The sequence below is a fragment of the Cryobacterium melibiosiphilum genome (genome assembly GCF_003602235.1).
GTDB classification, from domain to species: Bacteria; Actinomycetota; Actinomycetes; order Actinomycetales; family Microbacteriaceae; genus Cryobacterium; species Cryobacterium melibiosiphilum.
In genome coordinates this window covers 79,302-103,277 of record NZ_QZVS01000089.1, presented here as the reverse complement: position 1 = coordinate 103,277, position 23,976 = coordinate 79,302, and the positions used below count along the sequence as shown (strand labels likewise).

The window sequence follows — 23,976 nt, the reverse complement described above, 5'->3', positions numbered from 1 at the left end:
TGGGTGTCTTCCTTACATGCGTTCCGGCGCGGCGACGCCGAGCAGGCCGAGGCCGTTGCGGATCACCTGCCCGGTCGCATCGTTGAGCCAGAGGCGGGTGCGGTGCAGATCGGTGACCGGCTCTTCGCCGAGCGGAATCACGCGGCAGTTGTCGTACCAGCGGTGGTAGTAGCCGGCGACCTCTTCGATGTATCGGGCGATGCGGTGCGGCTCGCGCAGCTCGGCGGCCTGGGCGACGATGCGCGGGTATTCCTGCAGCACGCCGAGCAACGCCGACTCGCTGTCGTGCACGAGCAACTCCGGGGTGAAGGCGCTGCGGTCAACGCCCGACGCGGCCGCGTTGCGGGCGACGGCCGCGGTGCGGGCGTGGGCGTACTGCACGTAGAAGACCGGGTTTTCGTTAGTGTGCTTGCCGAGCAGGTCGAGGTCGATGTCGAGCTGCGAGTCGCTCGAGGAGCGCACGAGCGAGTACCGGCCGGCATCCACGCCGACGGCGTCAACGAGGTCGTCGAGGGTAACGATGGTGCCGGCGCGCTTGGACATGCGCACGGGTTCGCCGTCTTTCAGCAGGTTGACCATCTGGCCGATCAAAATCTGCAGGTTCACGCCCGGCTCGTCGCCGAAGGCCTGGCACATGGCCATCATGCGGCCGATGTAGCCGTGGTGGTCGGCGCCGAGCATGATCAGGTTCTGGTCGAAGCCGCGCTCGCGCTTGTCGAGGTAGTAGCCGAGGTCACCCGAGATGTAGGCGGGCTCGCCATTCGAACGAATGATGACCCGGTCGCGGTCGTCGCCGAAGGTCGTCGTGCGCAGCCAGATCGCGCCATCCGCTTCGAAGATGTGGCCGAGTTCGCGGAGGCGGTCGATGGCCCGGGTGACGGCGCCGGACTCGTGCAGGGAGTCTTCGTGGAAGTAGACGTCGAAGTCGACGCCGAAACCGTGCAGTTTCTCTTTGATCTCGGTGAACATGAGGTCGACGCCGATGGAGCGGAAGACTTCCTGCTGTTCGTCGCGCGGCAGGGCCGCGATGTCACCGTCGTACTTCGCAACGACGTTCGCGGCGATGTCGCCGATGTACGCTCCGCCGTAGCCGTCGTCGGGGGTCGGTTCGCCGAGGTAGCTCGCGAGCACGCTGCGGGCGAAGCGGTCGATCTGCGAGCCGTGGTCGTTGAAGTAGTACTCCCGGGTGACGGCTGCGCCCTGGGCCTTGAGCACGCGGGCGAGGCTGTCGCCCACGGCCGCCCAGCGCACGCCGCCCATGTGGATCGGGCCAGTGGGGTTGGCGGAGACGAATTCGAGGTTGATCTTGATGCCGGCATAGAGCGCGCCGGTGCCGTAGGCATCCGCTTTGTCGACGATGGTCTGCGCGAGCGCGCCGGCGGCGGCGGCTTCGAGGCGGATGTTGATGAAGCCGGGGCCGGCGACCTCGACGCTCGCCACGTCGGGCAGGGCTTCGAGTCCCGCGGCGAGCTCGGCGGCGATGTCACGCGGCGAGGCGCCGAGGGGCTTCGCGATCTTCAGGGCGATGCTCGAGGCCCAGTCGCCATGGTCGCGGTTGCGCGGACGGTCGAGCACCACGTCGGCGACGGTCAGGCCGAGGCCGGGGGCTTCGCTGGCAGCGTCGCGGCGCCGCTCGCTGACCTGGTTGACGAGGTCAAAAAGGGACTGGGAGAGTTCGGCAGGAGTCACGTAGCACGATCTTACCGGCCACCCCCTGTTGGTAGGGTCAATGCGTGACTCACTTCCGCGTCTTTGCCGCCTCTGCCCGTGCACCTCGGCTGCGTTCCGGCCTCGTTCTGGCCGGCGGGGCCGTGGCCCTGCTGGCATTGGTCGGCTGCTCGACCGACTCCGAACCGAGCGCGTCCGAGACGCCGTCAGCCTCGTCGTCGGCCGCAGCGACGGATGCTCCCGGCGAGTCGGCCGCGCCGACCGCGACCCCTTCCCCCACGCCGACCCCGGCCGGGACCGCCGTTGCGCTCAGCTGTGATCAGGTGCTCACCGCCGAAGACGTCTACGCGTTCAACCCGAACTTCGGCACTGCCCCGGCCTTCGAGCCGACCGGCGACGCCGCGACGGCCGTGGAGTACAACGGTGTCGCCTGCGGCTATATGAACCAGACGAGCAACGCGGTGATCGAGATCGGCATCGCCGCCCCAAACGAGGTACTGCGTAACCAGCAGTATGACGCGGCCATTGCGCAGAGCACGCCCGTTCCGACCTACGGTGACGCTCCCAGTCTGTACGGCTTCTTCACCTCCATCAACGGCGTCGGCGAGGCGCAGATTTTCACGGACACCTATTGGGTCACGCTGACCTCGGTCGAGTTCTTCGAGCCGGGTGACGCGCAGGGCCTGTTGGCCGCGGTGGTCTCCCACCTGCCCTAAGCTGGTATCGTTGTAACTTCCCTGGCCCCCATAGCTCAGGGGATAGAGCACTGCCCTCCGGAGGCAGGGGCGGCAGTTCGAATCTGCCTGGGGGCACACTGTTTTCGCCCGCAACGCCGTGTTCTCACGGGTTTCGCCTGAAGCTACTCGCCCAGACTCCATTCGGCGATCAGTGAAACCGCCGTCGCAAATGCGTCAGTGCCCGGTCTGTTCAGAAAAGCGTGTCGAGTGCCCGGCAGGACGTGGCGCTGCACCTCGACACCGACGTCGACGAGTTCTGATGCAAATGCGTCGCCGGACGCGCGCATGTTGTCCTTCTCCGCATTGATGGAGAGGGTCCTCGGAAACTCGTGGAGGTCATGGCCGCCCGGGAAGGCGAGCCTGTTGTTCAACTCGGTTCGTGACCCGGCATAGTTGCGGTTCATCGCGTTCAGCGCCCAGACGGCGTGGGTGATCCGGCGGTGACCGGTCGCCCGTTGCTGAACATCGGCCGTCCGGCGATGCGCTGCGTGGAAGAACCCGTAGGCGAGCACGGCACCGACCGGAGGCCAACCTTCGTCGGTCGCCCGAAGCGCTGCAGCAGCAGCGAGGCAGGCTCCGGCGCTTGCCCCGCCCAGGATCACTCCTCCCGGCGACTGAGCGCTCACACTGCGGTATGCGGCGAGCACATCATCGAGTGGCAGCGGGAAACGCCCCCTGGGGATGCTTGCGCGTGTTTTCATCCAGCTCAGGCCCGGGGTCGGTGCGAGGCGGTAGCCCACGGTCGCGACCGACAGCCCGTGCCCGGCAAGTGACTGCGCCACGGCATGCGCTTCGGGTTGATCCAGGCTGCCCCGGAAAAAGCCGCCACCGTGGAGCCAGAGCACGGTGGGCCCGAGTGATGGCCGACCGACGGGCGTCGGCCGATACCACTGAACTGGGACCGGTTCAGGAAGGGCGATGCCAGCCGTGGAGACCGTGGGCATGGGGCTAGGCAACCGCAACGGAGCGTGCTCGGTCATCTTCGCCCGCGCCCGCGTCTGCAGAGAGCCGAGTCGGGGCGCGCGGGTCGTCGATCAAGGTCATGTGAGCATCGTATGGCAGGTTCAGATGCTACCGCGCAGCGACATCGGACTGGCCCCGCGGGCGGGCCTCGGCCGAGCAACGCTGCACGAGCGCCGCTGCGCTGTAGGCGCGCGCCTCCAGCGCGGCGGCGTTAGTACCGCGCCAGGTGAACACACGACTTCACCACCCACCGCGGGTCGGCGTGTGTCCCGTGCGGGCGTCGTCGGGCATGGGCATTTCGGCGCGCAGGCCCAGGAGCCTGATCGGCCGGCCCGCGTCGATTTCGGCGGCGAGGTCCAACGCCCGGGCAAGGATGACGCTGCTATCCGATGTCTCGGGAATCTTTCGCGCACGGGTCGTGGTGACGAAGGGTGCGTACCGAACCTTCATGGTCAACCCGATGACGGGCCGCCCTTCGGCGAGCACGTCCTGGAAGACAGCCGCGGCCAGCTCCCGCACCGCGGCATCCACCTGGGCCGGCTCGGTCAAGTCCTGCTGAAAAGTGGTCTCCCGGCTGTGCCCGCGGGCAACCCACGGGGTGCCGTCCACAACGCTGGCACCGTCTCCGCGGGCGAGCGACGCATACCACGGGCCCATCTTCGGGCCGAACTCCGGGACCAGTGCCCGGGGGTCACACGCGGCGAGCTGAGCGACCGTTGTGATGCCGAGCGCGGCCAGCCGGCCCGACACTTTGGAGCCCACGCCCCACAAGTCCCTGGTTGGTCGGGCCCCCATGACGTCGAGCCAATTCTCCGCCGTGAGGCGGAAGACCCCGGCCGGTTTGCCAAACCCGGTGGCGACCTTGGCGCGCACCAGGGTGTCGCCGATTCCCACGCTGCAGTGCAGCTGCGTCCGCGCGAAAACAGCGGCCTGCACCTGCCGAGCGTAGCCCTCCGGATTCTCGGTCACAACGCCCAGAAAGGCCTCATCCCACCCCAGCACCTGCACGGTGGCGCCGGGCTGTGCGCGCAGGGCGGCCATCACCGTGTCCGACGCCTCGAGGTACGCCTCCCGATCGACGGGCAGAATCACCGCGTCGGGAACTTTGCGGGCCGCAATCCGCAGCGGCATCCCGGATCCGACACCAAACTTTCGAGCCTCGTACGAGGCGGTCGACACCACCGCTCGTTCCGTCGGGTCTCCGCGACCGCCGACGATGACCGGCCGACCGGCAAGCTCCGGGTGCCGGAGCACTTCGACCGCAGCGATGAACTGGTCAAGGTCGACGTGCAACACCCACGGGATTGCGTTCACGGCGACAGTCTGCCCCGAAAGACGATGACGCGCATCGCTGCAGTCCTTGACAGCCGCCCGCCCGCGCGGCCACCATGGTCAGCCGAGAACACGCCGCCGTGACGAAAGGAGAATCTGTTGACCGGCCGCATCCAGATCGATCTCTTCACCACACTCGACGGAGTCGCCCAGGCTCCGGGCGGGCCCGACGAAGACACCGACAGCGGATTCACCTTCGGCGGCTGGCAGGCTCCCTTGGTCGACGCCACCTCCGGGAGCCAGATCGGCGCGGGAATCGAGTCCATGGACGCCCTGCTCCTCGGGCGACGCACCTACGACATTTTCGCCGGCTATTGGCCGCACCAGCTGGACGGCCCGTCCAGCGAGATCGCACGCAAGTTTGACGCGATCCCCAAGTACGTCGCGTCACGCGGCCGGCCGCAACTGAGCTGGCGTGACTCGCATCTGCTCGGCAGCGATCTCGCCGCCGAGCTCGCTGCGCTGCGGGAACGGCACCGTGAGATCCACGTGATCGGCAGCATTGACTTCGCCCGCACTCTCGTTGCCGAGAGCCTGTTCGACCAGTTGAACCTCTGGGTCTACCCGATCACCCTGGGCGCCGGCAAGCGACTGTTCCCCGCCGATGGGCCGCCCACCTCGCTGCGCCTGATCACAGCCGAGCCGGCTTCGGAGAAGGGCGTCGTGTTGCTGCGGTACGGCTCGTCGCAAGAAATTCCGGGCACGGGCGTGATGAGTTAGCGGATGTCGCGGGCGAAGTCGATCAGCGCGCCAGCGACCGCGGCGGGCTCGCTCAGGACGGCGTAGTGTCCGCCGGGGATGTCGACCGGCTCGATGCCGAGCCGATCCCGAATCTGCCGCGCCATGAACGCAGCGGGAAAGAAACGATCGTCACGGCACAGGATGGCGCAGGTGGGAATCGACGGATGCCGCTCTGCGGGCCAGGGCCGCGACATCCATTTGCCCTGTTGGTCACGTTCGTGGGCACGCGCCGCCCGGGCGAGATCGTCGGGAACGCCGGTGAAGAACGACACCGTGGGGTCGTCGCTGACGTTCTCGCGATCGTGGCCGGTGTTCGTCCACCAATCGCCGAATGTCTCGCCCGGAAGCGGGATCATCCCGCTCAGGTAGACGAGGCCGTCGGCGTGCAGGGCCGCGGCGGCCAGCGGGGCGGTGATGCCGCCCAGCGAATGGCCGACGACGATGACCTGCTCCCGGGAACCGACCGCGGTGGTCACTGCGGCGACATGGTCCTCGAGCAGGGCGTTCTCGTCTTCGATTGGCCGGTCGACGGCGACCACATCGTGGCCGGCTTGCTCGAGCAGCGGGGCGACCAGATGCCAGTCCCAGGCGGTGGAGCCGCCTCCGTGGATGAGCGCGAAGGTTGCCATCAAGTCTCCTGTTCTGCTCTGTGGGCGGGGTCTGCGGCGCCGGTGGATATCGGGCGTTGGTGAATTATGGCCTGAGCGCCGATTCGGCGCCAATTCGGCTCGGATTCAGCGCCGATTCAGGACTGCGCTCACGCGAGGCCGTCTCGAGTGTGCTGCAGTCGCACCCGGGTGCCGGCATCCGCTGTCAGGGTGATCGCCCGATCGTAGGCGCGACGAGCCTCGGGAGTCCGGCCGGCCTGCGCCAGCAGGAAGGCCCGGGCTGCCCACGCCGGTTGAAAATCATCGGCACCCTCGACGTCGTTCAGGGCGTGCAGGCCGGCTTCCGCTCCGTCGACGTCCCCGACCGCGACGCTCAGGGCGACGCGGGCACCGAGGGTGGGGGCGAGCCGCACGAGGGCCTGATGCAGCTTTTTCAGGGCTGGGCGGTCCGTGGTGCCCGACCGGGCCCGGTCGGCGTGCACGGATTCGATCGCCGCCTCCAGCTGGAACCGGCCGATCGAGCCGAGACCGTGGGCGCGGCGCAGGAAGACCTCGCCCTGGCCCACGAGCGCGATATCCCAACGGGCCGGATCCTGCTCGTCGAGCGGGAGGGGCTCGCCCGTCGGCGAGAAACGCGCAGGAGCTCGGGCCAGCGAGAACGAGAGCAGCGCGGCCAGCCCGAGCACCTCGGCGTCACGCGGCAGCAGGGTGGCCAGGGTCACGGCCAGATACAGCGCCTCACCGGCAAGCGAATCGACCTGCCTGGAGGCAGCCGACTGCCAATCGATGGCGTAGGCCCCGTAAATCACCTCGAGCACAGCTGGCAGGCGATCAGGCAGATCGGCTCGCCCCGGCACGACGAACGGGATCCGCGCATCACGGATGCGCCGCTTGGCCCGCACGAGCCGCTGCGTGAGCGCGGCTGGCGAGAGGTGGAACACCACCGCGATGCGCGCCGAATCGACGCCGAGCACCGTCTGCAGCATCAGCGGGGTACGGATGCCCGGATCGATTGCCGGGTGCCCACACACGAAGAGAAGTTCCAGGCGTTTATCGCCGATCCGGTCCACGTCGAGATACTCGAGCACACCGCGATCGCCCACATCAGCATCCAGCCCGCGGGCGCTCTTCTGCTCGCTCAGCGGCATGGTGCGTTGGGTCTCAGCCGATTTCCACCGATCACGCAGGCGATTCCGTGCCACGGTCACCAGCCAGCCCTGCGGGTTGTCGGGGATGCCTGAGCCCGGCCAGGACACGAGGGCCTGCACAAAGGCATCGGCGAGGGCGTCTTCGGCCGCGGGAATGTCGCCGGTGGGTGCGGCGAGCACCGCGAGAAGGCGCCCGTAAGAGTCGCGGGCGACCTGCTCGGCCCGCGCCCGAGCATTCGTGCGCTGGTCAGCGCGACGATCCGCCGCCTGTCCCGTGTTCTGTCCTGGGCCTGCGTTCACGCCTGCGTTCAGGCTCCCGTTTCCGCCGTCGTTCAGGCTGTCGTCGCCGTCGACGGGCTGACCAGGCTGTGCCAGGCACCGTCCCGAAAGACGACGGCAGACGGGCGAATCTCGACCGCACCGTACTGGGCGCCCGGGCATTTCGCGGCCCAGCCGATGGCCGCGTCCAGGTCCGGCACCTCGACGACGAAGGTGCCGTTGAGGCGCTCCTTGGTGACGGCAAACGGTCCATCCTGCACGGTGAGGGCCCCGTCGCGCACGGAGATCGTGGTCGCCACCGCGACCGGTTGCAGAATGTCGGCAGAGATCAGGACGCCCGCGGCATCAAGCGATTTCGCGTAGGCATCGAACGCCGCGCGCCCCCAGTCCATAGCCTCCTCGCTCACCTCGGCGTCGCCGGCTTCCTGGCTCATGACGAGTAGTGAATACTGCATGGTGTCCTCTCGCTTCAGTTGATAGTGACATGGGGGTGACGATTGAGACAGGCCTCGATCGACACGTTGTGAGCGACAGTTATCCACAGGGCGCGGAGAGAACGAGTTATCCACAGGAAGCCCTGACCATGGCGTTTTTGTCGGAGGCAGTGTCCGGGGCAATGTCGGTGGCTCGTGAGAAAATTTCACTATGACAACCTCGACCGACGCCCTCCAGGACAGCACCGCGGTCGTCGCCGCTGCTGTCGCCGCGGCGGTCGGCGGGCGGTTCAGTTGCGACGAAGATGGGGTTAGTGCCGCTCGCGATCTGCAGGGCATGACCGACGCCGAGCTGCTCACGGTCACGGACGCGATCTTCGCCGCGAAACGGCAGGTCGAGGCCCTCGCGGCGTGGGCCGCGGGCGAGCTGACCGACCGGTTCATGCACGACTCGGGCGCGCACGGTATCGCGGCGAAAACCGGGTGCCGCAACGCGCGCGTACTGCTGACCGACGTCTACCAGATCTCGATGGGCGAAGCCAGCCGGCTCTGCAGGGTCGGGTCGGCGACCCGGCCGCGGGTAAGCCTGCTCGGTGAACGGATGCCGCCCGAATACCCGCAGGTCGCCGCCGCCCTCGACGCCGGAGCGGTGACCGTCGACTCCGCCGGCCACATCACCCAGAACCTGGCCCAGGCCGCCCCGCGGGCCACCAGCGACGACCTGGATATGGCCGAACAGGCCCTGGTCGACTTCGCGACCGACACCCCGGCCAATCGTGCCGCGGCAACGACGCAGAAGCCCCGGTCGATGACCGGGGCTTCTGTGTTCAGGCCGTGTGGCCGTGTTTCTGGAGCTGGTACTGCTCTGGAGCTAGTGGCTCGCGAGAGCCGGTTCGTCGAACTGGTTGCTCGTGTTGTTCACGCCGCCAGCCTTCAGCGCGGCTGCACCGGCGAAGTACTCCTTGTGGTTGTCACCCAGGTCCGAACCAGACATGTTCTGGTGCTTGACCGTGGCGATTCCCTCGCGGATCTCGCGACGCTGCACGCCCTTGACGTAGGCGAGCATGCCCTGGTCGGCGAAGTAGCCCTTGGCCAGGTCATCGGTGGAGAGTGCTGCCGTGTGGTACGTCGGCAGGGTGATGAGGTGGTGGAAGATACCAGCCTCTTTCGAGCTGTCCCGCTGGAAAGTGCGGATTTTCTCGTCGGCGTTGAGCGCCAGTTCAGTCTCGTCGTAGTCGACGCTCATGAGCTTGGCACGGTCGTAAGCGGAGACATCCTTGCCCTCGGCGAGCAGCGCGTCGTAGGCCTGCTGGCGGAAGTTGAGGGTCCAGTTGAACGATGGGCTGTTGTTGTAGACCAGCTTGGCGTTCGGGATCTCCTTGCGAACTTCGTTCATCATCGCGGCGATCTGACCGATGTGCGGCTTCTCGGTTTCGATCCAGAGCAGGTCGGCTCCGTTGCGCAGCGACGTGATGCTGTCGAGCACGCAGCGGGCTTCGCCGGTTCCGGCGCGGAACTGGAACAGGTTGCTGGCCAGACGCTTCGGGCGCAGCAGCTTGCCGTCGCGCTTGATGACGACATCACCGTTGCCGAGTTCGGCTTCGGTGATCTCGTCGACGTCGAGGAAGGAGTTGTACTGGTCGCCCAGGTCGCCGGGCTCGTTGGTCACGGCGAGCTTCTGCGTGAGTCCGGCACCGAGCGAGTCGGTGCGGGAGACGATGATGCCGTTCTCAATTCCCAGCTCAAGGAACGCGTAACGAACAGCGTTGATCTTGGCGATGAAGTCTTCGTGGGGAACCGTGACTTTACCGTCCTGGTGGCCGCACTGCTTCTCGTCGGAAACCTGGTTCTCGATCTGGATGGCGCAGGCGCCGGCCTCGATCATTTTCTTGGCGAGAAGGTAGGTGGCCTCCGGGTTTCCGAAACCGGCGTCGATGTCCGCGATGATCGGAACGACGTGGGTCTCGAAGTTGTCGATCTTGTCGGTCAGCGCGGCGATCTTGGCGTCGTCGCCCACGATGCGGGCGTTGTCGAGGGCCGTGAAGAGCAGGTCGAGCTCGCGGGCATCCGCCTGGCGGAGGAACGTGTACAGTTCCCCGACGAGCGCGGGAACGGCCGTCTTCTCGTGCATCGACTGGTCGGGGAGCGGGCCGAACTCGCTGCGCAGCGCGGCGACCATCCAGCCGGACAGGTAGAGGTAACGCTTGTTGGTGGTCTTGAGGTGCTTCTTGATCGAGATCATCTTCTGCTGGCCGATGAAGCCGTGCCAGACACCCAGCGACTGCGTGTACACGGAGGAGTCTGCGTCGTATTCCAGCATGTCCTTGCGCATGATGTCGGCCGTGTACTGCGCGATCTCGAGGCCGGTCTTGAACCGGTTCTGGGCGCGCATGCGGGCGACGGACTCCGGGTTGATGGCGTCCCAGCTGCTTCCGGACGCCTGCTTCAGGGCTTCGACGGCCACGATGTCGTCATTGTAGACAGTCATTTATTTTCCTTCGACTTGTGAGGAACTTGCGAGGTGTGAGCATTTGGCTGGGCTTTCGCGGCCCGCTATCGGCTGCTAAGTCAAGAGTGGCGCACCCTCACCGGGCCCCACCCGGAATTCTCAACAGAACTTTTGCCGTTCTTCTGCGTTTGAGAAGAAAGTCGTCGGGAGTCGAGTCGACGGACTCAGAAGAACGTGCAAATACCCCCGTTCGGGAGGCGTTCGAGCGGTTTCGTCTGCGCGGTGTCGTGTGGGCAAACCTCAGGCGCGATCGACGGCAGCCAAGATTGCCGCTGCGAGGTCGTCGGGGCGGGTGAACTGTGGCCAGTGGCCGGTGGGCAGGTCAGTGTATTCAACATCGGCGATACGGGCGAGTTCCGCAACGTAGGGGTGGCCGGCCTCGATCATCTCCTGGAGCATCGACGACGGGAATTCGCAGGCGATCACGGTGACGGGCACGTCGAAGCGGCGCTCGTCGCCGAGGCGTTGCGCTTCAGAGACCACGCCGCGCGGCTCGGGAATCGCGCGGGCTCGAAACTCGGCGCGCAGGTCGTCGGTCAGGTCGACCAGGTCATCGTCGTCGAAGTCGTGCCACTCCGGCAGCGGGACGTCGTCGCCGTCGGCCTGCAGGGACTCGTTGATCGACGCGCCGTCGCCGAGCGGACCGCTGTCCACGTACACGGCGCGCTCCACGCGCAGCGGCCTGGCGTCGAGGGCACCGTGGATGACGGCCCCGCCGCCGGAGTGACCCACGAGCACCAGCGGGTCGTCCGTGGCATCGATCACCGCAACGACCGCATCGATGTGGTCGCGCAGCCCGATACCGGCTCGCGAGGCGTCGACGGACTCGAGGCCCGGCAGGGTGAGTGCCTGCACGGCGTGTCCCGCCGCCGTGAGTGCCGGGGTGACCCCGGACCACGACGAACCGTCGAGCCAGAATCCGGGAACCAGGATGATATTCATGGCGCGACCCTACCCTGCGCGGGTGCCGATCAGAAGAACAGTCCCAGGGCACGCCGGCGGGGGGAACCGCAGCGTCAGGGAACCGCAGTCAGGAAAACCGGTGGAGCGGAAGCGTGGCCAGCACGGCGCGGCCCGCGGCATCCGCTCGGGCAGCCATGTCGACGAGGGCAAGCTGGGTGAGGATGAGCTCGTCACCCTTGGAGACCCGGGAAGGGCCCTTGACCGTGATGTGGGCCCGAAACCCGGGCCCGGTGAACGCGGGCTCGTCGGGCCGGGCCGCGAGCGGGCGCACGGCCTCGACGAGTCGGCGGTGCAGGAGAGTGAGCTCCGGGTTCTCGACGACGAGCGTGACCGGGATGTCGTGCTTGCGGCCGAACAGGGCCGCTGACCCGGCCCGCGCCCGGAGCTCGGGCTGGGTGCCAGCCACCTCCGCGATCAGCACGGCAACGTCGTCGACGGTGCGCTCGGTGAGAAACGGCGGCAGAACGGTGATGTGCAGCGGCCATTCCGCGACCGCGAATGAGTCCCCGACAGCGAGCGGCTCGAGCGGCAGCACCAGCACGAGCCGCTGCTGTCCGGAAGTCACGCGGCGGTGGGGGCGATTTTTACGAAAGTGAGGTTGTTCATGGGCTGCACGGTCTTGGCCGGGGCGCGGCTGAAGCCCTTGGCGTCGAGGCGGTTCTGACTGCGGAACTCCGCCATCGCCTCGTCGTAGATCTCGTTCAGGCGTTTGCCGGTGAAGACCTCGGGCGCGCCCTCGGTGAACGTGACGGTGATGAGCGTGGTGCTCGGAAAGTGGCGGTTCATGCGGATGTAGCCGTCGGCGTCCTGCTGCAGATCGATCATGGAGTTCCTTAGAGCTGGGGTACAAGAGATCCCAGTCTTACCTATCCTGACCTGTTCCGCCGCACTGCCGGGTCAGGGCTCTAGCGTTTGCCCTGCACCTCGACCAACGCACGGGCGAGCCGCTCGATGAGGTCGTAGGGCATCGGCCGGGTCAGCGAAAAATCAAGAGTGCCCTTCGCTTTGCGATAGTTCGCCAGTTCCTTCTCCAGCGTCGGCGCCATCGTCGGCACGGAATAGAGGGCCACATGGTGCTTCCAGCCGGCGAAGTAGAGCACGCGGCGCCCGTTCACCGAGTAGGTCGGCATGCCGTAACTGATCGACTCCACCGCGGTCGGCACCGCGCGCAGCAAGGTCTGCCGCACTGCTTCCACGACGTCTCTCACCTCAGGGGGAAACCCCGCGACGTACTCGTCGACGTTTTCCGGCGCTGCCTCGGTCATCGATTCCTCTCGGCCGTCATGCCGCCATCGTAGGGCATCCAATAAAACCGGGACTTCACTCGCGATTTGAAAGGACCATCGTGCTAAAAATTGAAACGGGTCGACAGCGATCCGCAACGCCGACTCCCTCGGAGCCGCTCGAATCTACAGGCCCCACCACACCAGCAGCGCTGGCGGCACGGCCTGGGCGAGGAACCCCACATGACCGAAACGCCGCACAAACGCCCGGTGCGCCTCTTGCACCACGACGCTGCCGAGCGGCCCTTCATCGTGATCTGGGAAGTGACGCGAGCCTGCCAGCTGGTTTGCACCCACTGCCGTGCCGACGCCATCCGCACCCGCAATCCCTTCGAGCTGACCACCGCGCAGGGCAAGACCCTGCTCGACGATCTCGCCGCGTTCGGGACGCCCCGCCCGCTCGTGGTGCTGACCGGCGGCGACCCGTTTGAACGAGCCGACCTGCCCGAGCTGGTCGCCCACGGAACCGCACTCGGCCTCAGCATGGCTCTCTCCCCCTCGGTGACCCCGAAGCTGACCCGCGAGGTACTCGAAGAACTGCACGACGCGGGGGCGAAGGCCGTCTCGTTGTCGTTGGATGGGGCATCCGCTACCACCCACGACGCCTTCCGGGGCGTGGACGGCGTCTTCGACGACACTCTGGTCGCCGCCCGCCTGGTGCGGGACGTGGGCTACCGGCTACAGATCAACACGACCGTCACCGCCGCCACCGTGCACGAGCTGCCGGCCATTCTGCAGACCGTGCTCGAGCTCGGCACCACTCTCTGGAGCATCTTCTTTCTGGTGCCGACCGGCCGCGGCAAGCTGCTGCAGGCCCTCAGTGCCGAGCAGGAGGAAGAGGTGCTGCACTGGATGCACGACGTTTCCGAGCTTGTCGCCATCAAGGCGACCGAGGCGCCGCACTACCGCCGCATCGCCATTCAGCGCGCCGGTTTAGCTGACCGGGCCGACCTCGACAGCGCGTTCCCGGTCGGCCCGCTGCGGGCCGCCCTGCGCCGCGATACCGCCGCCCTGCTGACCGGTGACGAACCGAAGCGACGCGCGGCACGCGCGCCGATCGACGTCAACTCGGGCCGCGGTTTCGCTTTCGTCGACCACGTCGGCATGGTCTATCCGAGCGGTTTTCTGCCGGTGGCCGTCGGCTGCGTGCGGGACCAGGCGTTTTCCGATATCTACCGGGATGCCGACCTCTTGCAGGACCTGCGCTCCCCCGACAACTTTGGTGGTCGCTGCGGTCGCTGCGAGTTTCGCGCGGTCTGCGGCGGGTCGCGCTCGCACGCCTACGCGGTCACGGGTGATCCGCTCGCAGCGGACCCGAGCTGCGCCTACGAGCCCGCGCGCGTGCAGTCGTGACGGTCCCGAACCAGCCTGACGGAAGGAAACACATGACCCACACCACAGCCCCGCCCGAGGCACGCCCCGCTCAAACCCGTGTCGTCATCGTCGGGGCCGGCATCAGCGGCCTCACCACCGCTTATTACCTGCAGCGGCGGTTCGGCGACCAGGCGCAGATAACGCTGGTGGAGGCTGCCGAGCGGCTGGGTGGCAAGATTTCCACGCGCATCGTGGCGGGGCATCCGCTCGATACCGGACCCGACGCCCTCATGGTGCGCGCCCCGGTCGCGGCGGCCCTTATCGCCGACCTCGGCCTGGCCGACCAGGTGGTGGCGCCGAATGGCGGCGGCGCCCGCATCTGGAGCCGCGGCCGACTGCGCTCGCTGCCCGAGGGAACCATGTTCGGCGTTCCGGGCGGGCTGCTGCCGCTGGTGCGCTCCCGGCTGCTCTCGCCCCTCGGCCTCGCTCGCGCCGCGTTCGACCTGGTGCTGCCGCGCAACCGACCGCGCGCGGCCGGGGCCGATCCATCGATCGGGGAGCTGGTGCGCGCCCGCATGGGCGCCCAGGTCTTCAACCGTCTGGTCGAACCGCTACTCGGCGGAGTGCACGCCGGCCGCGCGGACACCCTCAGCGCGCAGAGCACCGCGCCGGACATCGCTGCCTTGGCCAGCACCCACCGCAGCCTCTACCTCGGCCTGCGACACCGCCCGAAGCGTGCGGCCGGAGCCGCCCCCGCCGGCCCGATGCTCGTCACCCTGAACAGCGGGCTCGGCGGCCTGGTCGACGCGCTCGAAGCGCACCTGACGGATGCCACGGTGCGGCGCGGCAGAACCGTCACCGCCATCACGCCGGCGGCTGGTCCCGCAGCGGCGGCACCCCGCGGCTACCGGGTCGACCTGGATGACGGCGACGTGCTCACCGCCGACGTCGTCGTGTTGGCGACACCGGCCTTCGCCTCCGCGCAGATCGTGGCGACGGCCTCGCCGCAGCTGGCGACCCTGCTCGAGGGCATCGACTACGCCAACGTGGCCACGATCGGTCTCGCCTACCCCCGGTCGGCCTTGTCGGCGGACCTCGTCGGCACCGGCTTTCTGGTGCCGCCGGAAGAGGGCCGACTCATTGTCGGCTGCACCTGGTCGAGCCTGAAGTGGCCGCACCTGGCCGATGACAACGTCGTGCTCGTGCGCTGCATGGTCGGCCGGCACGGCGACAACCGTTGGCTGACCATGAGGGACTCGACCCTCGTGCGGCGCGTGCGCGACGAGCTCGCGGACGCACTGGGACTGGTCGGCACGCCCCAGGAGCAGTTCGTGCAGCGCTGGGACCAGGGCATGCCGCAGTACCTGGTCGGCCACCAGACGCGTCTCGACGCGATGGCCGAGGAGCTGACCACGCTGCCGGGCCTGTTCCTCACCGGCTCCGCCTATCGCGGGGTCGGGCTGGCCAGCTGCATCGCCGACGCCGAACGCACCGCGGATGCGATCGTCGCGGTCCGGTCCTCGACCCGCCGGGAAGATCGGGCCGGAGCGACCATAGCCGGGCGTAACCTGCGCGTGCCGGCCCACCGGCAGGAATAGCGTGAAGGCATGACATCTGCAGAGCGGCCCGACAAACATTCTCCTACCGCTCTCGCTTTCGCGACGCAGATGGTGCACGCCGGCAACACGATCGATGCCGCAACCGGAGCTTTGCGCACCCCGGTCGTGATGGCGAACTCCTATGCCCTGCCCGAGGATCCCTCGAAGGTGAGCTGGTCGGGGGCCCTGCCTGGGCTCTACACCCGCAACACCGGCACCAACCAGCAGGGCCTCGAACAGAAACTCGCCGTACTCGAGCACGGTGAAGCCGCGGTCGCCCTCGCCAGCGGCGTCGCGGCCCTGCATGCGGTGTTCTTCACCCTTCTGAAAACCGGCGACCACGTCGTGGTCGCCAACGTGACCTACGAGGCGGTGCACCGCCTCTTCACCGAGCTGCTGCCCGACAAGTACGGCATCACGGCGACCTTCGTCGACGCGAGCGACCTCGAGGCGGTGCGCGCCGCCATCCGCCCCGAAACCCGTCTCGTGCACATCGAGACCGTGGCGAACCCGACGACCCTGGTGACGGATGTCGCCGCCATCGCCGGAATCGCCCACGCGGCCGGGGCGCTGCTCTCGATCGACAACACGTTCACGCCGCCGCCGTTGTTTCGGCCGCTCGAACACGGCGCCGACCTCGTCGTGCACTCCCTCACCAAGTACATCAACGGACACGGCGACGCGATGGGCGGCGCGGTGATCGGCAGCGAGGCGCTCATTCGCCGCCTCAAGCTCGACGCGATGGTCGATGTCGGCGGCGTGATCAGCCCGTTCAATGCCTGGCTGATCATGCGCGGATCGGTCACCCTGCCGCTGCGGCTGCGGCAGCACTGCGCGTCGGCGCAGACCGTCGCCGAGTTTCTCGAGGCCGACCCACGGGTCGCGTATGTCGTCTACCCGGGCCTGGCCTCGCATCCGCAGCACGAGATCGCTGCCCGTCAACTGACCGGCGGGTTCGGCGGCATGATGGCGTTCGCCGTCGCTGGCGACACGGCCACCCAGAACCGGTTCGTCGCGGCCCTGCGCGTCATCACTTCGGCGGTGTCGCTCGGGCACGACGAGACCCTGATCGTGCACGTGGACGGCTCCGGACCACGCGTGGCCGCCTACCCGGCCGAGTTTCGCGAGTACGGGCACCTGCGGCTGTCAGTGGGGCTCGAAGACGCCGACGATCTCGTGCGCGACCTGGCCGCGGCCCTCGACGCGACCTTCCCCGCCGCACCCGCGCACGGCTCGGAGGGCCCGGCACGATGAACGGGGTCGGCTGAGCGCGTCGGGTCGGCTGGTCTGCACCACGAACAGGCGGAATTGTGTCCGCTAGCCCTTGCTGCGCCCGAAAAGTGCACTCCGCCGCGTCGCTGCGCCCGAAAACTGCTCGGGCGCGTGGCAGGCCAGGCGCACGAGCAGTTTTCGGGCGCACGAGCAGTTTTCGGGCGCACGAGCCTGACGAGGTGCACTTATCGAGCGCAGCCGGATCAGACCCGTCACGGCACGCGCACGGCACGCGCACGGCATCGTGTGAGGTCTGCGCGGCTGGCAAGCGGGCCATTTTCGGCGACGGATGCTGCGACATCCGTCGCTGCGCCCTGGGCGGCGGCAGGCTACGACAAGGGTGCCCGGTGGCGCCTAAGCGGCGACGAGCTCCACGGTGCCCACGGCGCCGGCCGTGACGCCGGCCGTGACGCCGGCACGCAGCGCGGCGAGCAGCAGCGGAAGCTGCTGTGCCGGGGCATCCGGAGCTTCGGGATGCCACTGCACACCGGTGATCGGCGCGGTCACGTGTTCCACAGCCTCGACCAGACCGTCGGGGGCGAACGCGGCAGCGACGAGGCCGGCACCGAGCCGGGCCACACTCTGATGGTGAGCGCTCTGCACGACGATCTGGGTGCCGCCGAGGCTTGCGACGAGGCCGCTCCCGACGCCGAGCGTCACATCGTGGGTCGACAGGATCTCGTCGATCGGCACGCCGACATTGCGGTGGATGCCGTCGTCGATGTGCTGGTCGATACTGCCACCGAGGGCGACGTTGATGATCTGCAGGCCGCGGCAGATGCCGAGCAGCGGTGTTCCGAGTCGGGCGGCCCGGCGCACGAGGGCGATCTGGCCCTCGTCGGCGATGGCGAAGTGGTGGGTTTCGGCTTCGTAGCCGGTGCTGCCGCCGTAGAAGCGGGGCGTGATGTCTTCGCCTCCGACGATCACGATGGCGTCGGCATCCGTCGTCGCGGCCAGCAGTGCGGCCGGGGTGACGTCGGCGGCGGCGATGCGCGTGACCTGCCAGCCGGCGGACGCGGCGTCGCTGGCGACGCGGGCATTCAGCACCTGCACCTTGGCGTGATACTCGGGCCGGTCGGGTCGGTGCCCGGTGACCTCGATGACGGCCAGGCGGGGCTGCCCGGCGCTGTCCGAGGAAGCGGTACCGGCGGACGCCGCCATGTCACGTGCTCCTGTGAGTGTGGTCATGTCAACTCCATCCGGTTTGAGGTGTTCCTACAGTCTGGACAGCGGATGCCACGGGCGCGACTTTCGCCCGTAACAGGCGGTCATCTTGCGGTGCTGCCCGGAGGCTCCTCGGCGCAACCTCGGCACAGTCCCTGTTCAGCGGGACTTCCTAGACTCGTTCAGACGAGCGCTCTATGCTCGACCAGGGGTGTCCTGCATCAGCGAAGAAGCGTCACGAACTACCAGGACACACACGGTTTCATCGGGGAGAAAGCAGACCAATGCGGGCACGGTTATCGATCGGTGCAGGCCTCATGCTGGCCGCCCTCACAGTGACGCTGACCCTGGCAGTGCCGACACTGCTGCTGCCCACGCCGGCCCAGGCCGCTGAACCGGTGCGTTTCGGGTCCAGCAATATCGTCGACGAGGTCGGCGCCCTCGGCGAGCGCGAGTCCGAGGTCACGGCCGCCCTCGACACCCTCTACAACGACACCCGGGTCGACCTCTACGTCGTCTTTGTCGACAGCTTCACCGGCGTTTCCGGCCAGACCCGGTGGTCTGACCAGACCGCGATCGACAATGGGCTCGGTACCAATGACATCCTGCTCGCGGTTGCGACCGAAGACCGGCAATACGAGGTGTCGGTGGAATCCAGCTTCGCCCTGACGGATGCCCAGCTCGCCGACCTGGAATCGTCCGCGATCGAGCCGTACCTGCGGGAAGACGACTGGGCCGGCGCCGCCATCGGAGCGGCCGAGGGCATCGCGGCGAGCATGAACGGCGACACCTCCGGCTCGGGTTCGGGTTCTGCGCCGAACGATTCCGGCTCGGGCACGTCGACCGCAAGTTCGGGCTCCGGTGCGTTCTGGGTCATCGCCCTGGGGCTGGCCGCGCTGGTCGTGCTCACGATCGTGCTGCTACGCCGCCGCAGCCAGGCCGGCCCTGGCGCCGGCGCGCGCGGCCGTGTCGCCGGACCGCCGCCGGTTGCGCTGATCCCGCTGGACCAGCTCAAACAGCAGGCCGGCAGCGCCCTCGTGCACACCGACGACGCCGTGAAGACCAGCGAGGAAGAACTCGGCTTCGCGGTCGCCTCCTACGGAACCGAGGCCACCGTCGCATTCCGCGCGGCCCTCGACGACGCCGAGTCCCAGCTGCTGCGTGCCTTCACCCTGCAGCAGAAACTCGACGACGTCGAACCCGACTCCGACGAACAGCGCCGGGCCTGGTACTCCGAGATCATCGACCTGTGCGCGCGAGCCAACGCGGGACTCGACGCCGAAGCCGAGGACTTCGACGAGCTACGCCAGCTGGAGGCGCGCGCGCCCGAGGCCGCGGCATCCGTCGCCGCAGAACTGGCGGCGCTCACCGGCCGCGTCGACGCGGCCGCGAACACCCTCACGAAGCTCGGCCAGCAGTACAGTGCGAGCGCCCTGGCTCCGGTCGCCGACAACATCGAGCAGGCCCGCGACCGGATGAGCTTCGCCGCCGCCGAACTTGCCGATGCCCGGGTGGAACTCGGGATCGACCCGGTGCCCGCCCCCGCTCCGACAGAGGCCGCCGATACGGCCGGCGCCGACGCACCGACCGGAATCAACCCCGGAGCGGCGGCCATCGGCATCCGCGCCGCCGAAGAAGCGGTCGACCAGGCCGCCCTGCTGCTGGGCGCCATCGACCGGCGCGCCGCCGAGCTCGCGGCGGCCGCTGCGACAGTCATTCCGGCGCTGCGTGACCTCGAATCCGACCTCGTGACCGCCCGCGGGCTGCCGACCGGCGGCCCGGGCGCGGCATCCGCCGCCCTGCCCGGTGCGATCGCCGCGAGCGAGCAGGCGGTGAACCGGGTGACCGCCGCCCTGGGCGAGGCCGGTCGCACGGATCCGATCGACCTCGCCACCCGCCTCGAAACCGCGAACAGCCAGATGGATGACGCCCTGCAGGACGTGCGCGACGCCGCGGCCCTCGCGCAGCGGGCGCAGTCCGCCCTCGCCCAGACCCTGCTCGTGGCGCGCAGCCAGATCTCGGCCGCACACGATTTCATCACCGCCCGGCGCGGCGGCGTCGGCGCGACCGCCCGCACCCGCCTGGCCGAGGCGAGCCGACACCTCTCACTCGCCGAAGCCACCGCCCCCTCCGACGCACCGAAGGCGCTCGCCTACGCCCAACGCGCCCATGCCCTCGCGGCAGAGTCGCTCGCCCTGGCCCAGTCCGACGTGAATACGTTCTCCCAGGGCGGGCCCGGTGGCCAGTTCGGCGGCCAGGGCGGCCAGCAGTACGGCGGCCAGCAGGGCGGGTCGGGCTCGATGGGCGCGGTGCTCGGCGGCCTGCTGATCGGCTCGCTGCTCGGCGGAGGCGGTAACCGAGGCGGCGGTATGTTCGGCGGAGGCGGCGGCATGTTCGGTGGCGGAGGCGGCGGCCGTCGTGGCGGCGGCGGCGGCTTCGGCAGCCCCGGCAGCTTCGGCGGCGGCGGAACCCGATCCCGGCGCGGCGGCGGCGGCCGCTTCTAACCGGCACCGAATAACCCGCCCCTCCTCTCCCCTCCCTGCACACAACTTCACTCCTACCACCCGAACAGTCTCGAAAGGACCCCACATGTCGAAACAGTCCATCTTCGGTCGCATCTCGCAGCTCGCGAAGGCGAACATCAACGCCATCCTCGACTCGGCTGAAGACCCCAAGCTCATGCTCGACCAGATGGTGCGGGACTTCACCACGAGCATCCACGACGCCGAAAGCGCCATCGCGGAGACCATCGGCAACCTGCGTCTGCTCGAGGACGACCACCGTGAAGACGTCGCCGCGGCGGCATCCTGGGGCGGAAAGGCCCTGGCCGCGAGCCGCAAGGCCGACGAACTGCGCGGAGCCGGCAACACGGCCGACGCCGACAAATTCGACAACCTCGCCAAGGTCGCCCTCGGCCGCCAGATGTCCTCCGAAAACGAGGCCCGCGCGGCCGAGCCGCAGATCGTGGCCCAGACGGCCGTCGTCGAGCAGCTCAAGAGCGGCCTCAACGCGATGAAAGAGAAGCTCGGCCAGCTCGCCAGCAAGCGCGACGAGCTCATTGCCCGCTCGAAGACCGCGGCCGCCCAGTCCCAGGTCATGGATGCCGTGAAGAGCATCGACATGATGGACCCCACGAGCGAGGTCAGCCGTTTCGAAGACAAGATCCGGCGTGAAGAAGCCCGTGTGCGCGGCGCCAGCGAGCTCGCCGCGTCGAGCCTTGACGCCCAGTTCGAGAGCCTCGAAGACCTCGGCGAGCTCAGCGAGGTCGATGCCCGCCTGGCCGCGCTCAAGGCCGGGTCGACCAGCGCTCCCGCCATCGACCGCTAACCCGGCTGATTCCCAGCCACGGAACGTCGGCCCGCCCGGTGTTCCGTGGCCGCCCGCTGTTTTTCGTTTTCCGACACCGAAGTTGAGGATTCCATGCCCAGTTCCGCCCCGCAGACCTCCGCGCATCCCGCCCCAGGAACGACGACCGTGGGAATCATCGGTGCCGGTCACATCGGCGGCCAGCTGGCCCGCCTGCTCGTTGCCCACGGCTACCCCGTCGTCATCAGCAATTCCCGCGGCCCCGATACCCTGATCGAGCTCGTCGCCGAACTCGGACCCCTCGCCCGCGCGGGCACAGTGCACGACGCCGCGATCGCCGGTGACCTCGTCGTTGTCACCACGCCGCTGTCGGCCGTGCAGACCCTTCCCGCGGAGGAACTGGCCGGCAAGGTCGTGATCGACACCGACAACTACTACCCGCAGCGTGACGGTCACATCCCCGAGCTCGACGACGAGACGACGACGGTGTCCGAGCGCCTGCAGGTGTTCCTGCCCAACGCCCACGTGGTGAAGGCGTTCAACCACATCTACGCCGCGGCGCTGACGACGGATGCCCTTCCCGCCGGTTCCGACAACCGGCGCGCCCTGGCCGTGGCCGGCAACGAGGCATCCGCGCGGGCAACCGTCTGCCGCTTGATCGACGACCTCGGCTTCGACGTCGTCGACCTCGGGCCGCTCGCCGAAGGCTGGCGCATCCAGCGTGACACCCCCGGTTACGGCCCGCGCATGGACGCGTTCGAGCTGCGGGAAGCGGTGTCGACCGCCATCCGTTATCGCGATATGGAGTAACGCACAACCCGAGCGCCACAAACGCAACGAATTGCCGGAGAAAGCGTCAAAATTTTGCGCAGACCGGCACTTTTGCCCGGGTGGGGAGCATACTGAAGTATGGCTCCCACCTTCGTTGTTGTGCCTCAGTGGCAGGGTTCGGTTTCTCCGCGCGCGATGCGCCTGGTCGACGGGGCGGAGATGATTCGCGGCGACCTGCCCTCCTCGGCCACCGAGATTGTCGACGTTCCGGTCGAGGCCGGCGACGCGATCGAAACCGGTATCCACCGACTCTCCACGATCCTGCTCGTGCGTGAGCGGCAGGCCACCGTGCTGCGCGGGGTCGGTGCGCGCGGCACCGGCGACTGGGCCCTCACGATCGGAGGTGACTGTGGCGTGTCGTTGGCCGCCGTCGAATACGCCTCCCGACAGCATCCGAATGATCTGGCCCTGGTCTGGTTCGACGCCCGTCCGCGGCTGCACACCGCAGAGTCCTCCCCGTCGGGCGGTTTCGGCGGCATGGTCCTGCGGGCCATCAGTGGGGAAGGCCGCCCCGAGCTGCTGCTCGACCCGGCCAGCAGCGTGCCGCTCGACCGCATCGTGTTGGCCGGTGCCCGCGATATGGACGACGCCGAAGCAGACCTCATCGCTGAGCACCACGTGCCGACGCTGTCGACCACTGAACTCGACACCCCCGAGGCCCTGCTCGCGGCCCTGCGCACGATCGGGGCGACTCGGGTCTACCTGCACGTCGGCCTCGACGTTCTCGACCCGGCGGTGCTCACCGGACTGGCCGACCTGGTTCCCTTCGGCCTGGAGGTCGACGCCCTTACCCGGCTGATCACCGCCGTGCGCGGCGAATTCACCCTCGCCGGCGCGACCATCGCCGGGTTCGCCCCGGCCACGATCGATGCGGGCAACGACGATATGTCGAGTATCCTGCGCATCATCGGGGCGCTGACGCGCTGATGGCCATTCCCTCGACCCCTGCCCCGCAAGCGGATGACGCCCCCCGCGTGATCACCGAACGCCGCGGCCACGTCTTCCTGATCGGACTGAACCGGCCCGACAAGCGCAATGCCGCCGACTTCGCGATGCTGCAGCAGCTCGCCCTCGCCTATGGCGAGCTGGAGCGCGACCCCGACCTGCGCGTGGGCCTCGTGCACGCGATCGGGGATCATTTCACCGGCGGGCTCGACCTCGCCGACGTGGGCCCCCGGCTCGGCCCGAATGGGCTCGACATGGTTCCCGACGGCGGACTCAACCCTTGGCAGGTCGATGGTCGCGGGCTGTCCAAACCGGTCGTGATCGCCGTGCAGGGCATCTGTCTCACGCTCGGCATCGAGCTCATGCTGGCCAGCGATGTGGTCGTCGCCGCGGCATCGACGACCTTCGGGCAGATTGAGGTCGCCCGCGGCATCCTGCCCTTCGGCGGCGCCACCATCCGCTTTCCCCGCGCCGTCGGCTGGGGCAACGCCATGCGCTACATGCTCACCGGGGATCGTTTCGATGCCGCCGAAGCCTACCGACTCGGCCTCGTGCAGCAGATCGTGCCCGACGGCACCCAGCTCGGCCGTGCTCTCGACCTCGCCGAACGCATCGCCGGGCAGGCACCCCTCGCCGTGCAGGCGACGCTCGCGAACGCCCGCACCGCGGTGCGCGAGGGGGACGCGGCCGCCGAGGCACGCCTGCAGCCCGAACTCGCCCGGCTCGCCGGCACCACGGATGCCCGCATCGGCATGGAGGCGTTTGTCACCCGCACTCCGGCCAGCTTCATCGGCAAGTAGGGCACTTCAGCCCGGTCTGGCTCCTGTCGGCGGCTCGGGATAGGCTGCTCGAACCTCGGTAAGCCCCCACCCGCTTGCTGC

Annotated in this window: 23 protein-coding genes and 1 tRNA gene; 11 read left to right on the top strand and 13 right to left on the bottom strand. The window is 68.4% G+C overall.

Annotated features, from left to right (window positions below):
• Window positions 1–12: 12 nt before the first annotated feature.
• Window positions 13–1,689, bottom strand: a complete 1,677-nt coding sequence (argS, locus tag D6T64_RS14515) for an arginine--tRNA ligase (protein WP_119975390.1) — start codon at window positions 1,687–1,689, stop codon at window positions 13–15.
• A 44-nt stretch (window positions 1,690–1,733) separates the two neighbouring features.
• Between argS and D6T64_RS14510 the strand changes: the two genes are divergently transcribed.
• Together D6T64_RS14510 and D6T64_RS14505 are read left to right on the top strand one after the other, a co-directional pair.
• The gene (locus tag D6T64_RS14510; protein WP_119975389.1) at window positions 1,734–2,384 is read left to right on the top strand and encodes an iron ABC transporter ATP-binding protein; all 651 of its coding nucleotides are present in this window, start codon (window positions 1,734–1,736) and stop codon (window positions 2,382–2,384) included.
• A gap of 24 nt (window positions 2,385–2,408) precedes the next feature.
• Window positions 2,409–2,480 (top strand) — tRNA-Arg (locus tag D6T64_RS14505).
• A 47-nt stretch (window positions 2,481–2,527) separates the two neighbouring features.
• Here D6T64_RS14505 and D6T64_RS14500 read toward each other — a convergent pair.
• Together D6T64_RS14500 and D6T64_RS14495 are read right to left on the bottom strand one after the other, a co-directional pair.
• Entirely contained in the window at window positions 2,528–3,349 is an 822-nt protein-coding gene (locus tag D6T64_RS14500; protein WP_233551193.1) for an alpha/beta hydrolase, read from the bottom strand.
• Window positions 3,350–3,608: 259 nt separating this feature from the next.
• Complete coding sequence (locus D6T64_RS14495) at window positions 3,609–4,682, bottom strand: DNA polymerase IV (RefSeq protein ID WP_456064320.1); 1,074 nt, start codon at window positions 4,680–4,682, stop codon at window positions 3,609–3,611.
• Between the two features lie 117 nt (window positions 4,683–4,799).
• Here D6T64_RS14495 and D6T64_RS14490 point away from each other — a divergent pair, with 117 nt between their 5' ends.
• Window positions 4,800–5,420 carry a dihydrofolate reductase family protein gene (locus D6T64_RS14490; protein ID WP_119975387.1) on the top strand — a complete coding sequence of 207 codons (621 nt, stop codon included), beginning with the start codon at window positions 4,800–4,802 and terminating at the stop codon, window positions 5,418–5,420.
• Here D6T64_RS14490 and D6T64_RS14485 read toward each other — a convergent pair.
• From D6T64_RS14485 to D6T64_RS14445, 9 genes are all read right to left on the bottom strand, one after another.
• Window positions 5,417–6,070 carry an alpha/beta fold hydrolase gene (locus D6T64_RS14485; RefSeq protein WP_119975386.1) on the bottom strand — a complete coding sequence of 218 codons (654 nt, stop codon included), beginning with the start codon at window positions 6,068–6,070 and terminating at the stop codon, window positions 5,417–5,419. The genes D6T64_RS14490 and D6T64_RS14485 overlap by 4 nt on opposite strands.
• Window positions 6,071–6,198: 128 nt before the next feature.
• Complete coding sequence (locus tag D6T64_RS14480; protein ID WP_233551191.1) at window positions 6,199–7,497, bottom strand: RNA polymerase sigma factor; 1,299 nt, start codon at window positions 7,495–7,497, stop codon at window positions 6,199–6,201.
• Between the two features lie 32 nt (window positions 7,498–7,529).
• Window positions 7,530–7,931 carry a YciI family protein gene (locus tag D6T64_RS14475; protein ID WP_119975384.1) on the bottom strand — a complete coding sequence of 134 codons (402 nt, stop codon included), beginning with the start codon at window positions 7,929–7,931 and terminating at the stop codon, window positions 7,530–7,532.
• 106 nt (window positions 7,932–8,037) lie between these two features.
• Window positions 8,038–8,583 (bottom strand): hypothetical protein, encoded by a 546-nt coding sequence (locus D6T64_RS14470; protein ID WP_119975383.1) that lies wholly within the window; start codon window positions 8,581–8,583, stop codon window positions 8,038–8,040.
• 198 nt (window positions 8,584–8,781) lie between these two features.
• A complete protein-coding gene (locus D6T64_RS14465; RefSeq protein ID WP_119975382.1) occupies window positions 8,782–10,398 on the bottom strand; it encodes an isocitrate lyase in 1,617 nt (538 codons plus the stop codon).
• Between the two features lie 261 nt (window positions 10,399–10,659).
• Window positions 10,660–11,361 carry an alpha/beta fold hydrolase gene (locus tag D6T64_RS14460; RefSeq protein WP_119975381.1) on the bottom strand — a complete coding sequence of 234 codons (702 nt, stop codon included), beginning with the start codon at window positions 11,359–11,361 and terminating at the stop codon, window positions 10,660–10,662.
• A gap of 88 nt (window positions 11,362–11,449) precedes the next feature.
• Window positions 11,450–11,947 carry a 2'-5' RNA ligase family protein gene (locus D6T64_RS14455; RefSeq protein WP_119975380.1) on the bottom strand — a complete coding sequence of 166 codons (498 nt, stop codon included), beginning with the start codon at window positions 11,945–11,947 and terminating at the stop codon, window positions 11,450–11,452.
• Window positions 11,944–12,207 (bottom strand): hypothetical protein, encoded by a 264-nt coding sequence (locus D6T64_RS14450; protein WP_119975379.1) that lies wholly within the window; start codon window positions 12,205–12,207, stop codon window positions 11,944–11,946. The genes D6T64_RS14455 and D6T64_RS14450 overlap by 4 nt, the downstream gene beginning before the upstream one ends.
• An 80-nt stretch (window positions 12,208–12,287) precedes the next feature.
• Window positions 12,288–12,647, bottom strand: a complete 360-nt coding sequence (locus D6T64_RS14445) for an iron chaperone (RefSeq protein WP_119975378.1) — start codon at window positions 12,645–12,647, stop codon at window positions 12,288–12,290.
• A gap of 201 nt (window positions 12,648–12,848) precedes the next feature.
• On the opposite strand from D6T64_RS14445, the gene D6T64_RS14440 reads away from it, so the two are divergent.
• From D6T64_RS14440 to D6T64_RS14430, 3 genes are read left to right on the top strand one after another with little or no spacing between them, the layout of a single operon-like run.
• Window positions 12,849–14,018 (top strand): TIGR04053 family radical SAM/SPASM domain-containing protein, encoded by a 1,170-nt coding sequence (locus tag D6T64_RS14440; RefSeq protein WP_119975377.1) that lies wholly within the window; start codon window positions 12,849–12,851, stop codon window positions 14,016–14,018.
• Between the two features lie 32 nt (window positions 14,019–14,050).
• Window positions 14,051–15,577 carry a protoporphyrinogen oxidase gene (gene hemG, locus D6T64_RS14435; protein WP_119975376.1) on the top strand — a complete coding sequence of 509 codons (1,527 nt, stop codon included), beginning with the start codon at window positions 14,051–14,053 and terminating at the stop codon, window positions 15,575–15,577.
• Window positions 15,578–15,586: 9 nt separating this feature from the next.
• Window positions 15,587–16,831, top strand: a complete 1,245-nt coding sequence (locus D6T64_RS14430) for a trans-sulfuration enzyme family protein (RefSeq protein WP_119975375.1) — start codon at window positions 15,587–15,589, stop codon at window positions 16,829–16,831.
• A gap of 372 nt (window positions 16,832–17,203) precedes the next feature.
• Here D6T64_RS14430 and D6T64_RS14425 read toward each other — a convergent pair whose 3' ends face one another.
• Window positions 17,204–18,037 carry a gamma-glutamyl-gamma-aminobutyrate hydrolase family protein gene (locus D6T64_RS14425; RefSeq protein WP_233551189.1) on the bottom strand — a complete coding sequence of 278 codons (834 nt, stop codon included), beginning with the start codon at window positions 18,035–18,037 and terminating at the stop codon, window positions 17,204–17,206.
• A gap of 260 nt (window positions 18,038–18,297) precedes the next feature.
• Here D6T64_RS14425 and D6T64_RS14420 point away from each other — a divergent pair, with 260 nt between their 5' ends.
• From D6T64_RS14420 to D6T64_RS14400, 5 genes are all read left to right on the top strand, one after another.
• Window positions 18,298–20,517 (top strand): TPM domain-containing protein, encoded by a 2,220-nt coding sequence (locus D6T64_RS14420; protein WP_119975373.1) that lies wholly within the window; start codon window positions 18,298–18,300, stop codon window positions 20,515–20,517.
• Window positions 20,518–20,602: 85 nt separating this feature from the next.
• Entirely contained in the window at window positions 20,603–21,340 is a 738-nt protein-coding gene (locus tag D6T64_RS14415) for a PspA/IM30 family protein (RefSeq protein WP_119975372.1), read from the top strand.
• 93 nt (window positions 21,341–21,433) lie between these two features.
• Entirely contained in the window at window positions 21,434–22,129 is a 696-nt protein-coding gene (locus tag D6T64_RS14410) for an NADPH-dependent F420 reductase (protein WP_119975431.1), read from the top strand.
• A gap of 99 nt (window positions 22,130–22,228) precedes the next feature.
• Complete coding sequence (locus D6T64_RS14405; protein ID WP_119975371.1) at window positions 22,229–23,077, top strand: arginase family protein; 849 nt, start codon at window positions 22,229–22,231, stop codon at window positions 23,075–23,077.
• A complete protein-coding gene (locus D6T64_RS14400; RefSeq protein WP_119975370.1) occupies window positions 23,077–23,895 on the top strand; it encodes a crotonase/enoyl-CoA hydratase family protein in 819 nt (272 codons plus the stop codon). The genes D6T64_RS14405 and D6T64_RS14400 overlap by 1 nt, the downstream gene beginning before the upstream one ends.
• Window positions 23,896–23,976 lie beyond the last annotated feature (81 nt).